The sequence below is a fragment of the Nocardiopsis sp. CNS-639 genome (genome assembly GCF_000381685.1).
GTDB classification, from domain to species: domain Bacteria; phylum Actinomycetota; class Actinomycetes; order Streptosporangiales; family Streptosporangiaceae; genus Nocardiopsis; species Nocardiopsis dassonvillei.
On record NZ_KB906878.1, the window covers coordinates 1 to 13,563 of the forward strand.

Below are 13,563 nucleotides of genomic sequence, written 5' to 3' on the forward strand. Positions count from 1 at the left end.
ACTACCGTCCAGGTTCTGCCTGGTCGGCAACCCACGGCAACGTGTGAGCGGGGTCCCGGCCCTTCAGCGAACCCTCCCTACATACCGTCTAGCGCCTTGTCTACTTTCTCCACATCATCCCGAGCTGGGCTGACATGCCCGTTCTCCCAGCGTGACAGCGTTGACGCAGAGCAGTTCGCAAGCGAAGCGAGCCTTCGGAGGGTGTAGCCAACCTGTTTGCGCTCATGCGCGAGGGTTTGCCCGAAATTCTGTTCCACCATATCCCCTAAGGTAGCCACAAAGTTGCATGCCCCACCATTCCTTTTGGGCTAGGCCGCACTTACTCTGAAACACAGAGCCGTCGGGCCAGCCTGAGGGTATGCAGAACCGAACGCAGCAGAACCCGGACATGTTCAGTGCGGCCAGCGCAGCCTTCCAGAGCCAGCGGGGCCTGGCCTTCACCGTCGAGTGGCGGCGCTTCCCCTGGACCCACGGCCCCGACGTCGAACGCGCCCTCGTCGGCCCCTCCTACCTGGGCAACGTCGTCATCGGTCTCAAGGACGACTTCTCCTGGAGCTACCAGGACCGGTACGGCACCTGGAAGTACGTGCAGCGCGACCGGCTCGACCTCCTCGTGGACTCCGTGGTCGAGGACAGGGCCGGGTTCCAGCCTCCGCTGCCGAACCGTTCCGCCTACCGCAAGGTTCGCGGAACGCAGTGAGTGCGGGAAGACAAAAACCGCGAAATCTACACCACTCCCGGAAACATCTCAATTCTCTACGTTCCATCCGAGAATTGACATTTCGATTACGGGCCAGGAACACCTCTCCTGGGAAGAGGATTGGTCGGTTTCGGTGCAGACCCCGCCCTTCAAGACGGGGCGAGCCGTCCCCACCACAATGTCGTAGGGCCTGGCTATGGTGTGTGCTGGTTCTTCGAGGGGAGGTCTTACCATGCTGACGGGATTCCGTTATCGGCTCGCGCTCACCGACGAGCAGGCCGAGTCGTGCCAGGTCTATGGCGATATCTGTCGGGCGGTGTGGAACACCGGCTTGGACCAGCGGCGTGAGGCCGTCTCCCGTTGGCGGCGCGGCCAGCGTCTGCCCTACTGCGGTTACCACCTCCAGGCCCGTGAACTGGCCGAGGCCAAGACCGAGGAGACCTGGCTGAAGGCCGCCCCCTCCCACATCCTCCAGCAGACCCTTCGCGACCTGGACCGAGCCTGCAAGGACCACGGCACGTTCAAGGTGCGATGGCGTGCCAAGGGGCGGTGGAAGCCCTCCTTCCGCTTCCCCGACGGCACACGGATGAGCATCGAACGCCTGGGCCGCAAATGGGGACGCATCAAGCTGCCCAAACTGGGATGGGTGCGCTTTCGCTGGTCACGCGCGCCCCGGGGCACCGTGCGCTCGGCCACCGTCTCCCGCGACGGGGCCCACTGGTACGTGTCGTTGCTGTGCGAGGACGGTCAGACCACCCCGGAGGCGCATGAGCGCCCCGACAGCGCGGTGGGCATCGACCGGGGTGTGATGGTGGCGGTGGCCACCAGCGATGGAGACCTGCTCGACCGCACCTTCCAAACCCCCAAAGAGGCCGAGCGGGAGCGCCGTCTGCGCCGACGCCTGGCCCGCCAACGCAAGGGGTCGAACAACCGGGCCAGGACCAGGGCCGCCCTGTCCGCGCTGACCGGGCGGGTGCGGGCTCGGCGCGCCGATTTCGCCGCGCAGACCGCGCACACGCTGTGTGCCAAGAACGCGGTCGTGGTGCTGGAAAAGCTCACCACGAAGAACATGACCGCCTCGGCCAAAGGCACCGTCGACGCCCCGGGCGTCAACGTGCGGCAGAAGGCGGGGTTGAACCGGGCGATCCTGACCAAGGGGTGGCACGGCCTCAAGCTCGCCTGTCAGAACGCGGCCCGGCGCACCGGCACCCGGATTATGGAGGTCAACCCCACGTACACGTCCCAGACCTGTCACTCGTGCGGATACGTCGCGGCGGAGAACCGAGAGAGCCAATCGGTCTTCCACTGCGGCAGGTGCGGGCACACAGCTCATGCGGACGTCAACGCGGCCCAGAACACCCTGATGCGCGGATGGACTAGCCCTTCGGGGTGAACCGTGCCAGCCTGCCGAGACCTCTGGGATGCCATGTCGATGAAGCAGGAACCAGCTGCGGCCGCGAGGCCCGCAGTACCACCGCCCCGACAAGGGGTGGTCGGAATCTCCCTCGTTCACGAGGGAGAGGAAGTCAAACGCCGTATCGGGATGACGCGGGACCCGGCCGACGACTTCGACGACCCCGCCGTGCCCGAGGGGCCGCTGCGCCCGAACGTGCTGTACCGCATCCACCCGTCCGCCCCTCGCGCGGGGAACTGACGTTCTCCGCCGGACGATGACGGGCCCCTCCGCGCCGAGGATGACAGGAGAGGCCAGGCCTCAGGCCGGATACGCCTCCGCGCGGCGCAGCAGCTCGGCGGGGTCGGCCCCGGGATTGAGCCCGGCCACGACCTCCTCGGTCAGCGGCCGTCCTTCGAACACCGCGCGCACCGCGTCGAGGTCCAGGGAGCGCCCGTAGTAGTCCTGGAAGTGATCGTGGTGGTAGCGCGCGGGGTCGGCGGCGTACACGCCGCCCAGCAGCCAACCGGCCCCGTCTCCCCGGTCTCCGGCGACACCGGTGCGCCAGGAGGCGTCCGCGGGCAGACGCCACAGCAGAGCGCTCACCGACAGCGCTTCCCCGCCGTTGAAGTCGGTGTCCGCCAGGAGGAACGCGAGTTCCCCGGGCAGGGCGTCGACCGTCCCCGGCCAGTGCTCCTCGTCGTTGGCGTAGGGGCTCGTCTCCGACTCGTGATCGAAGCAGCGGATGAGACCGGCCGTGTCCGAGAGCGCGATGGCGTACTCGTCCCCTCCCCCGTTGCTCATCGTCGCCAGGTCCCACCCCGGCCGCCAGTCGGGGGTGAAGTCGTGCTTGCGGTAGCGGCTGTCGGGGGCGATGAGGAACTCCAGCAGCGCCGTCCTGCGGGACAGTACGCGCAGGGCGGCGGGTTCGGGCAGGCGGAGGGCGGTCTCGGGCGCGTTCATGCGGGTATCGAAGCACACACCTGTGACAGGGGGCGGACGTGCCTTCGAAGGGTGGTGGCCACAGCCGCCGCGGCTCCCACCTGCGCCTAACCTGGAGGACGTGGTCAGACCAGACGCCCGGCCGCGTCCCGCCGGGCCCCCGCGGCGCGAGGCGATCGACAGCCGCAAGCTCCCCTCCTACGCCGCCGGTGAGATCGAGGTGCCCTTCGTCGTCATGGGCAGCGCCGAGATCATCCCCCGGGACACGTTCTGGGAGGAGCACTCGCACCCCACGCACGAACTGCTCTGGAACCAGCGGGGCGCCTCCTCCGCCACCGTCGGCACGCGGGTCTGGACGATCACCCCCACGGTCGGCCTGTGGCTCCCGGCCGGGACGCGCCACTCCGGATGGACCCCCGCGGGGACCTGGCACCGCGCCGCACAGTTCGGCGTCCACGCGGTGCCCTCGATCTCCGACGGGCCCGTGGCCATGGAGATCACCCCGCTCCTGCGGCTCCTGCTCGACCGGCTCGACGCCGAGGGCCTCACCGCGGACGAGCGTTCGCGGACCGAGGCGATGGTGCTGGACATCCTCGCCCCGGCACGGCACGAGCTGATCCTGCACATCCCCGAGTCACCGCTGCTGGCCCCCATCGTCGCCGCCGTGCGCGAGGACCCCGCCGACACCACCACCCTGGCCGTGTGGGCGGCGCGGCTGGGCGTGAGCACCCGCACCGTCACCCGGGCGTTCCGCGCCGAGACGGGCCTGGGGTTCAGCCAGTGGCTGACCACCGCGCGCGTGCAGCACGCGGTGACGATGCTCGCGCGGGGGGACGAGATCGACGAGGTGGCGGTGTGCGTGGGCTACCACTCGGCGAGCGCGTTCGGCGCGGCCTTCCGACGGGTCACGGGGCTGAGTCCGGGCCGCTTCCGCGCCCTGTGAGGCCCGCGGGGACACCGTTCCAGCTCCCGGGGCGGGGCGGTAACACGGGCCCCAACAAGCCCTCCAGACTCCTCCGCCACACCCTGGTTGTCCGTTTCGCTATAAAAGATGTCGCATCTACGCGATTGCGAACCCACCAAGGACACCCTAAATTCGGTTAGGCAAACCTAATCTCTCGGCATCGCCGCGGTCGGGTCGGCGTTGCGCACCCCCGGGCCCCTGTCCCCACGCGACCCAACCCTGACCGGTCCCCTCCCGGACGCACACCCCCGTGTGCGCGCCGGGGCGGTGCGGGAGCCGGACCATGGCACCGCCATGGCTGAGGCCCCACGGCCACAATGGGAAGGAAACCATGCCCCGCGTTTCAAGGCTGGCCGCGCTCTCCGGCGCCGCGCTGCTCACCGTCGCGCTCGCCGCCTGCTCCTCCGACGGCTCCTCCGACTCCTCCGGCGGGGAGGACGGCGGTTCCGGGGACTGGACCCCCGTCACCATCGAGCACGCGCTCGGCACGACGACCATCGAGTCCAAGCCCGAGCGGGTCGCGACGGTGAACTGGGCCAACCACGAGGTCCCGCTGGCCCTGGGGATCGTGCCGGTCGGCATGGCCTCCGCCGACTTCGGCGACGACGACGGCAACGGCGTGCTGCCCTGGGTCGAGGAGAAGCTCACCGAACTGGGCGCGGAGACCCCGGTCCTGTTCGACGAGACGGACGGCATCGACTTCGAGGCCGTCGCCGACACCGCGCCGGACGTGATCCTGGCCGCCTACTCCGGGCTGACCCAGGAGGACTACGACACGCTCAGCGAGATCGCCCCCGTCGTCGCCTACCCCGAGACCGCCTGGGGCACCCCGTGGCGGGAGATGATCGAGCTCAACAGCCAGGCCCTGGGCATGGCGGCCGAGGGCGAGGAGCTCATCGCCGGCCTGGAGCAGGAGATCGAGGACTCGGTCGCGGAGTACCCGCAGTTCGAGGGCCGGTCCGCGATGTTCCTGACCCACGTGGACACCACGGACCTGAGCGAGGTCAGCTTCTACACCACGCACGACACGCGCGCCATGTTCTTCGAGGACCTGGGCCTGGAGACCCCGGAAAGCATCGCGACCGCCTCGGCCGAGACCGACCAGTTCTCCCTGAGCCAGAGCGCCGAGCAGGCGGACGCGTTCAACGACGTGGACATCATCGTCACCTACGGCGGCGAGGAGCTGGTGCGGACCCTGGAGGGCGACCCGCTGCTGTCGCAGATGCCCGCCGTGGAGAACGGCTCCGTCGTCAACCTCCCCGGTGACGACCCGCTGGGCACGGCCGCGAACCCGACCCCGCTGTCGATCTCGTGGGTCCTGGACGACTACCTGTCGCTCCTCGCCGAGGCCGCTGACGAGGCTCAGTAGTGACGACGGACACCTCGACCGCTGTCTCGGGCGCCGCCGTCGTGCGGCGCCCGAGGCGCGGCAAGACCCTGTGGCTGCTGGTGGTGCTGGGCGCACTGGCCGCGCTCATGTTCGCCTCGGTCGTCGTCGGCTCGCGCGACGTGCCCTGGACGGCCGTCGTGGCGGCCTTCGGCGGCGCGACCGAGAACTTCGACCAGGCGGCGGTGGCCAAGCGCATCCCCCGCACGCTGCTGGCCGTGCTCGCCGGGGCAGCCCTGGGCGTGGCGGGGGCGGTCATGCAGGGCGTGACCCGCAACCCGCTGGCCGACCCGGGCATCCTGGGCGTGACCATGGGCGCCTCGCTCGCCGTCGTCGCGGGCATCGCCTACTTCGGCCTGGCCTCCGCGACCAGCTTCGTGTGGGTGGCGATCGTCGGCGCGGGGCTGACCACGGTGTTCGTCTACACGATCGGCTCCCTGGGGCGGGGCGGGGCCACACCGCTCAAACTCGCCCTGGCCGGGGCCGCGACCACCGCGGCGCTGGCCTCCTTCATCAGGGCCGTCGTGCTCCCACGCGCCGACATCGCCGACGGGGCTAGGTCCTGGCAGATCGGCGGCGTGGGCGGTGGGACCTTCGACAGCGTCACGCAGGTGCTGCCCTTCCTCCTGGCCGGGTTCGTCGTGTGCCTGCTGTCGGCGCGCGCGCTCAACCTGCTCGCCCTGGGAGACGAACTGGCCGCGGGCCTGGGCGAGCGCGTCGCGCTCGCGCGGGGCGCGGCCTTCGTCGGCGCGGTCGTGCTGTGCGGCGCGAGCACCGCCGTGACCGGGCCGATCAGCTTCGTCGGCCTCGTCGTCCCGCACGTGTGCCGCCTGCTCGTGGGCGTGGACCACCGGTGGCTGATCCCGTTCTCGGCGCTCACCGGCGCCGCCCTGCTGACCGCGGCGGACGTGGTCGGCCGCATCGTGGCGCGCCCCGCGGAGATCGACGTGGGGATCGTGACCGCGCTGATCGGCGCCCCCTTCTTCATCTACATCGTCCGCCGTCAGAAGGTGCGTGCCCTGTGAGCGCCTCCACCGTCGAGACCGTCGCCCGCGGCCGGGTGCGCCGCGCCTACCGGCGGCGCTTCGTGATCGCCGCCCTGGTCGTGGCGATCGTCCTCGTGTTCGCCCTGTCCCTGATGGTCGGGCAGACCTTCTACCCGCCCGGCGACGTCGTGCGGGTGGTCCTGGGCCAGGACGTGCCGGGCGCCTCGTTCACCGTGGGGCGGCTCCGGCTGCCGCGGGCCGTGCTCGCGGTGGCGGCGGGGCTGTGCTTCGGACTCGCGGGCGTGACGTTCCAGACCATGCTGCGCAACCCCCTGGCCAGCCCGGACATCATCGGCATCAGCGCGGGGGCCAGCGCGGCGGCCGTGTTCGCGATCGTGGTGCTCTCGCTCGGCGAGGCCGGGGTGTCGGCCTTCGCGATCGCGGCGGGCCTGCTCGTGGCGCTGGCGGTGTACGCGCTGTCCTTCAAGGACGGGGTCGCCGGGACGCGCCTGATCCTGGTCGGCATCGGCATCTCGGCCATGCTCACCAGCGTCACCGACTACGTCCTGGACCAGGCCGCCCAGTGGGACCTCCAGGAGGCGATGCGGTGGCTGACCGGCAGCCTCAACGGCGCCAGCTGGGACCAGACCGTCCCGGTGCTGGTCGCGCTGGTCGTCCTCGCCCCCGTGCTCCTGTCCCAGTCGGGCAACCTGTCCGCGCTCCAGCTCGGCGACGACACCGCCTCGGCCCTGGGCGTGCGCGTGGACCTGACCCGGCTCGTCGCGATCGTCGGGGCGGTGGGGCTCATCGCCTTCGCGACCGCGGCGGCGGGGCCGGTGGCCTTCGTGTCCTTCCTGTCGGGGCCGATCGCGGCGCGCCTGGTGGGGCCGAACGGCTCACTGCTGGTGCCCTCGGCGCTGGTCGGGGCGCTGCTGATCCTGGTCGCCGACCTGTGCGCGCAGTACGCCTTCGGGACCCGCTACCCGGTCGGGGTCGTCACCGGCGTGCTCGGCGCCCCCTACCTCGTCTACCTGATCGTCCGCACCAATCGCGTGGGAGGCTCGCTGTGACCACGGCCCATTCGCTGCTCGTCGAGGACCTGACGCTCGGCTACAAGGACCGCGTCGTCATCGAGTCGCTGGACCTGACCATCCCGCCCGGCAGGATCACCGCGATCGTGGGCGCCAACGCGTGCGGCAAGTCCACCCTGCTGCGCTCGATGTCGCGGCTGCTCGCGCCCCGGGTCGGGCACGTGCTCCTGGACGGCAAGGAGGTGCACCGCCTGCCGTCCAAGGAGCTGGCGCGCACGCTCGGGCTGCTGCCGCAGTCGCCGATCGCCCCGGAGGGCATCACGGTGAGCGACCTCGTCGGACGGGGCCGCCACCCCCACCAGAGGATGCTCTCGCGGTGGAGCCGGGAGGACGACGAGGCCGTGGCCGAGGCTCTGGAGGCGACGCGGACGGTGGACCTGGCCGACAGGCCCGTGGACGAGCTCTCCGGCGGGCAGCGCCAGCGCGTGTGGATCGCGATGGCCCTGGCCCAGCGCACGGACCTGCTGCTGCTGGACGAGCCGACCACGTTCCTGGACGTCAGCCACCAGGTCGAGGTGCTGGACCTGCTCACCGACCTCAACCGCTCGCTGGGGACGACGATCGTGCTGGTCCTGCACGACCTCAACCTGGCCGCGCGCTACGCCGACCACCTCATCGCGCTCGCGGACGGGCGGCTGCACGCCGCGGGCACGCCCGAGGAGGTGCTCACCCCCGAGACGGTGCACGCCGTGTTCGGTCTGCGCAGCGAGGTGATCACCGACCCGACGTCGGGCAGGCCCCTCATGCTGCCCCTGGGCCGGTACCACAGCACCGGGGCAGGACTCGGGGAGGAGCAGCTGGCGGAGTGATACCCGCGCCGCCCTGAGGCCGGTGTCGCGTGCCCGGCCGCGGAGGCGCCGCGCGCCTCACGGTGCCCACGCGGCTCGCGTGCCCCGCGGTCCCCGCGCGGATCCGTCGCGCCCTCGCCCCCCCGGGCGGGGGCGCGGCTGTGTGTGCGCCCGGGTCCTGTCCGTCCCGGCCCGGGCCTCCGGACGCCGACCGCACCGCGCTGACACGAGGATGTACCGGCGGGCGCCGGCGCCGGCCTCCACCGGTGTCCCCTCGCGGAACGTCCCCCGTACACCGGGTGAACACCGTCGGCCAAGGCGTGCTGCCGAGCGTGCCCACGACCTCGGGAAAAGCACCCGTCGAGGCCGCCCGCGGACCCGGGTCTATTGGATGACCGGACTCCACCTATTGCGATCTGCACCGACAACTTCTGCTTGACGATCGACATAAGCCCGACGTACGGTTCGAGGCAGCAGGTGAGGCAGGTCACAGGAGTTGGGCGATGTGGCGTCTTCGGACCGTCGGCATGGCCTTTCCCGGTTACGAAGAGCTGCCCCGCCCGCACCAAGTGAAGTCCGGCGGCGGCGACCCGCCGGGCCTCCCCCTCCGAGACGTGGACGGAGCGCTGAGGGGCCGGGCGGCCCCGATCCCCGGCCACCGCGTCGTCCGCCTCCGGCAGGGCCAGCGAGGAAAGGAGCCGGTATGGGCTGAGACCGATGAGGCGGCACCCCCGCTTCCCGCACCTGATAGCAGGAACTCCCCGTCAGCCCACCGGTCGCAGCCACTCGGCCCCCGCCGGGCCGCACGACCACCGGGCCGCCCCTGCCGTCGGCGCCGGCACGCCGCACGGACTCATCGCTTCGCTCCCACCCCCAGGTGAGGTTCCGTATGAAGAAGAGACCCCTGCTGGCACTCGGCGCGCTCGCGTCGGGTGTCGCCATGGCGCTCACGCTGACCGCACCGGTCGCGTACGCCGACGAGACCGGCGAGGACGCGTTCAACACGCTGATCTTCTCCAAGACCACCGGCTTCCGGCACGACTCGATCCCCCACGGCGTCGCGCTCATCGAGGCGCTCGGCGAAGAACACGGCTTCCAGACCGCGCACACCGAGGACTCCTCGGTGTTCAACGACGAGGAACTGGCCGCCTACGACGCGGTGATCTGGCTCTCCACCACCGGCGACGTGCTCAACGAGGAGGAGCAGGGCGCCTTCGAGCGCTACGTCCAGGGCGGCGGCGGCTTCGTCGGCGTCCACTCCGCCTCCGACACCCACTACGACTGGGAGTGGTACGGCGACCTCGTCGGCGGCTACTTCGCCAGCCACCCGCCCGGCACGCAGGACGCCCAGGTGGTGGTCAACGACAGGGTCCACCCCTCCACCGAGCACCTGCCGGCCAGCTGGCAGCGCCACGACGAGTGGTACGACTTCGACCTGTCCCCCCGCGGCGACGTACACGTCCTGGCCGGGCTCGACGAGGACTCCTACGCCGACCAGGTCGAACCCGGGGGCCAGATGGGGTGGGACCACCCGATCGCCTGGTGTCAGGCCTACGACGGCGGCCGGTCCTGGTACACCGGCGGCGGCCACACCGTGGAGTCCTACTCCGAACCGGAGTTCACCCAGCACCTGCTCGGCGGGCTGCGGTGGGCGGCCGGGACCGCCGAGGGAGACTGCGGCGCCACACAGTGGGACAACTTCGAGAAGGTCACCCTCGCGCAGGGCGAGGACTCCGTGGGCGAGCCCATGGGCCTGGCGGTCCTGCCCGACGGCCGCGTGATGCACATCACCCGCGGCGGCGACGTGCGGCTGTGGTCCCCCGACACCCACACCACCGAGCTGATCGCCCGGGTCCCGGTGTACAACCACGACGAGGACGGGCTCCAGGGCGTCGCCCTGGACCCGGACTTCGAGGAGAACGGGTGGGTGTACCTGTACTACTCGCCCGTGATCGAGGGCGTCCCGGCGGGTGAGGCGCCCGCGGACGGCTCCCCGGAGGACTTCGAGCCCTACGAGGGCCACAACAACCTCTCCCGCTTCCAGTTCACGGACGGGGAGACCCCCGCCCTGGACCTGGACAGCGAGCAGGTCCTGCTGGAGGTCGGGACCGACCGGGGCATGTGCTGCCACGTCGGCGGCCACATCGACTTCGACGCCGAGGGCAACCTCTACCTGGCCACGGGCGACGACACCAGCGCGTTCGGGTCGGACGGCTACACGCCCATCGACGAGCGCGAGTCGCGCAACCCCGCCTTCGACGCCCAGCGCAGCTCGGCCAACACCAACGACCTGCGCGGCAAGCTCCTGCGGATCACGCCCACCGACGACGGCGGCTACGAGATCCCCGAGGGCAACCTCTTCCCGCCGGAGGAGTACAGCGGCGAGCAGACCCGGCCCGAGATCTACGCCATGGGCCTGCGCAACCCGTTCCGGTTCACGGTCGACGAGGAGGACGGCACCGTCTACCTGGGCGACTACGGGCCCGACGCCAACGAGCCCAACCCCGAACGGGGACCGCAGAACACGGTCTCCTGGCACGCCATCACCGAGCCCGCCAACATCGGCTGGCCCTACTGCATCGGCAACAACAGCGCGTTCGTCGACTACGACTTCGAGGCCGGGGCCTCCGGAGAGGCGTTCGACTGCGCCGCGCCGGTGAACGACTCCCCGCGCAACACCGGCCTGGCGGAACTGCCCCCCGTCACCCCCGCCTCGATCTGGTACAGCTACGAGGAGTCGGAGGAGTTCCCGCAGCTGGGCACGGGCGGCGGCGCCCCGATGGGCGGCCCGGCCTACCGGTTCGACCCCGAACTGGAGTCGGACACCAAGTGGCCCGAGTACTACGACGGCATCCCGCTGTTCTACGAGTGGGACCGCGACTGGATCAAGCAGGTGCACCTGGGCGACGACGGCGAGGTCCTGGACATCACCGAGACCGTCCCGGACATCAGCCTGGCCAACCCCATGGACATGGAGTTCGGCCCGGACGGCTCCCTGTACGTGCTGGAGTACGGGTCCGGCTACTTCGGCGGGGCCGACGACTCGGCGCTGTCGCGCATCGACTACACCGGCGGCGGGACCACCCCGGTCGCCGACATCAGCGCCTCCACGACCTCGGGACCGGCCCCGCTGGAGGTGGAGTTCTCCGCGGAGGGCTCCAGCCACCCCGGCGGCCTGCCCCTGGAGTACGCGTGGTCCTTCGGAGACGGCCAGACCTCGACCGAGGTCTCGCCCACCCACACCTTCGAGGAGGCGGGCCAGTACACGGTCGTGCTGACCGTCACCGACTCCGAGGGGCGCACGGGCACGGCCACCACGACGGTCACCGCGGGCAACACCGCGCCCGAGGTCTCCTTCCAGACCCCGCGGGACGGCCAGTTCTTCCACTGGGGTGACCAGATCCCCTTCAGCGTGGACGTGGCGGACGCCGAGGACGGCTCCGTGGGCGAGGGCATCGACTGCGGCGACGTCGCGGTCACGGCCTCGCTCGGCCACGACAGGCACGCCCACCCGTGGACCCAGTACGACAGCTGCGAGGACGTCAGCGTCACCGAGGTCGACGGCGGCCACGGGCACGACATGAACATCTTCTGGGTGCTGGAGGCCGAGTACACCGACTCCGGCGGGGACGGGGCCCCCGGCCTCACCGGAAGCGACGGGGTCACCCTCAAGCCCGCCCGGACGCAGGCCCAGTACTTCACCGACAGCGAGGGGGTCCGGACCGAACCCACCACGGACGCCGAGGGCGGCCTGGTCAACGTCAGCCACATCGGCCACGGCGACTGGACGGCCTACGACACGACCAACCTGGTCGGAGTCGAGCAGATGGAGTTCCGGGTCGCCTCCGCCGGGGCGGGCGGAACCATCGAGGCCCGCGTGAACGCCCCCGACGGCGAACTGCTCGGCAGCGTCGACGTGCCCTCCACCGGCGGCTGGCAGGAGTGGACCGACGTGACCATGGACGTCACCGACCCCGGGGAGACCTTCACGCTGTACCTGGTCTTCGACGGTGAGGGCCCCGCGGTCGAGGACGGCCTGTTCAACGTCAACTACTTCGAGGCGGTCCTGGACGGCCACGGGGAGCACGGTCCCCAGACCGAGCTGACCAGCCCGCAGGACGGAGCGGTCTTCGAGGAGGGCGAGGACGTCCCCCTCTCCGCCGAGGTCACCGACCACGCCGAGGCCGGTGTGGAGAAGGTGGACTTCCTCGTCGGCGACGAGGTCGTCGCCACGGTGACCGAGGGCCCGTACACGGCCACCTGGCAGGGGGCCGCGGCGGGCGAGTACGAGGTCAGCGCCGTGGCCACGGACGGCGACGGCGACACCGGCGCCTCCGACACCGCCACCATCACGGTCGAGGCGGGCGGCACCGAGCCGCCGGAGTGCGCCCCGGCCGGGGCCGAGGACGGCTACACCCCCCTGTGGGACGGCCGGACGCTGGACGGATGGAACATGGCGGGCCCGGGCGGGTTCGGCGTCGTCGACGACGGCGGCGAGGGCTGCGCCCTGGAGACCCGGGGCGGCATGGGGCTGCTCTGGCACGAGACGGAGTTGGAGTCCTACCGGCTGAAGCTGGACTTCCTCGCCGCCGAGGAGACGGACAACTCCGGCGTCTTCGTCGGCTTCCCCGAGCCCGGGGACGACCCCTGGGTCGCCGTCGACGAGGGCTACGAGATCCAGATCGACGGCTACGGGGCGCCCGACGGTGACCCGATCCACCAGACCGGCGCCGTCTACGACTTCCAGGCGGCCGACTCCCACCCCGCGCGGGTCGGCGAGTGGAACGAGATGGAGATCGAGGTGGCCGACCCGATGATCCGCGTGTGGATCAACGGGGAGCTGGTGAACGAGTTCGAGAGCACCGACCCCGCGCGTGACCTGTCCTCGGGCCACATCGGGTTGCAGAACCACGGCGACGCCGACCGGGTGCTCTTCCGCGACGTCCGGGTCCAGGAGCTGGACGCGGTCGAACCGGTCACGTTCGCCGAAGTCCAGGAGCGCGTCGACGCCCTGGAGGCCGACGGCGCGCTGACCGTGTCCGAGGCGCGCCGGCTGACCCCGCAGCTGGAGCTGGCCGAACACCACCTGAACGTCGGCCGGACCGGGCAGGCCACGCTGGCCCTGGACCGGTTCGTCGGGGTGGCCGAGGCGGTGGCCGACGAGGCCGCCAGGGAGGAGCTGCTGGAGCTGGCCGACAGGCTGCGCCCGCTCATCGACGACGAGTGACGGGACACCTCCGGCGCGCGCCCGCCCCCCGGTGGGGGCGGCGTCCGCCGGGGGTCCCGTGACCACGGCGGGGCCGGTTCCGGTC

The 13,563-nt window shown here is 71.2% G+C and carries 10 protein-coding genes; 8 read left to right on the top strand and 2 right to left on the bottom strand.

Annotation, left to right across the window (positions count from 1 at the left end; all coding sequences use genetic code 11):
• Positions 1–77: 77 nt before the first annotated feature.
• Positions 78–260, bottom strand: a complete 183-nt coding sequence (locus G011_RS31390) for a helix-turn-helix domain-containing protein (protein WP_081643034.1) — start codon at positions 258–260, stop codon at positions 78–80.
• Between the two features lie 98 nt (positions 261–358).
• Between G011_RS31390 and G011_RS0125805 the strand changes: the two genes are divergently transcribed.
• On the top strand, positions 359–700 hold the full coding sequence (locus G011_RS0125805) for a hypothetical protein (RefSeq protein ID WP_019610989.1): 342 nt from the start codon (positions 359–361) through the stop codon (positions 698–700).
• Positions 701–932: 232 nt separating this feature from the next.
• Positions 933–2,093 (top strand): RNA-guided endonuclease TnpB family protein, encoded by a 1,161-nt coding sequence (locus G011_RS0125810; protein ID WP_019610990.1) that lies wholly within the window; start codon positions 933–935, stop codon positions 2,091–2,093.
• 321 nt (positions 2,094–2,414) lie between these two features.
• On the opposite strand, the gene G011_RS0125820 is transcribed toward G011_RS0125810, so the two are convergent.
• A complete protein-coding gene (locus tag G011_RS0125820) occupies positions 2,415–3,056 on the bottom strand; it encodes a hypothetical protein (RefSeq protein WP_019610992.1) in 642 nt (213 codons plus the stop codon).
• 100 nt (positions 3,057–3,156) lie between these two features.
• On the opposite strand from G011_RS0125820, the gene G011_RS0125825 reads away from it, so the two are divergent.
• The 6 genes from G011_RS0125825 to G011_RS0125850 all read left to right on the top strand — a co-directional run bounded on the left by G011_RS0125825 (position 3,157) and on the right by G011_RS0125850 (position 13,478).
• Positions 3,157–3,978 (top strand): AraC family transcriptional regulator, encoded by an 822-nt coding sequence (locus G011_RS0125825; protein ID WP_019610993.1) that lies wholly within the window; start codon positions 3,157–3,159, stop codon positions 3,976–3,978.
• Between the two features lie 352 nt (positions 3,979–4,330).
• On the top strand, positions 4,331–5,368 hold the full coding sequence (locus G011_RS0125830; protein ID WP_019610994.1) for an iron-siderophore ABC transporter substrate-binding protein: 1,038 nt from the start codon (positions 4,331–4,333) through the stop codon (positions 5,366–5,368).
• On the top strand, positions 5,368–6,411 hold the full coding sequence (locus tag G011_RS0125835) for an iron ABC transporter permease (protein WP_019610995.1): 1,044 nt from the start codon (positions 5,368–5,370) through the stop codon (positions 6,409–6,411). The genes G011_RS0125830 and G011_RS0125835 overlap by 1 nt, the downstream gene beginning before the upstream one ends.
• Positions 6,408–7,442, top strand: coding sequence for an iron chelate uptake ABC transporter family permease subunit (locus G011_RS0125840; protein ID WP_019610996.1), 1,035 nt, complete (start codon positions 6,408–6,410; stop codon positions 7,440–7,442). Before G011_RS0125835 ends, G011_RS0125840 begins: the two co-directional genes overlap by 4 nt.
• On the top strand, positions 7,439–8,272 hold the full coding sequence (locus G011_RS0125845; RefSeq protein WP_019610997.1) for an ABC transporter ATP-binding protein: 834 nt from the start codon (positions 7,439–7,441) through the stop codon (positions 8,270–8,272). Before G011_RS0125840 ends, G011_RS0125845 begins: the two co-directional genes overlap by 4 nt.
• 868 nt (positions 8,273–9,140) lie before the next feature.
• Entirely contained in the window at positions 9,141–13,478 is a 4,338-nt protein-coding gene (locus G011_RS0125850; RefSeq protein ID WP_019610998.1) for a ThuA domain-containing protein, read from the top strand.
• The last annotated feature ends 85 nt before the right edge of the window (positions 13,479–13,563 follow it).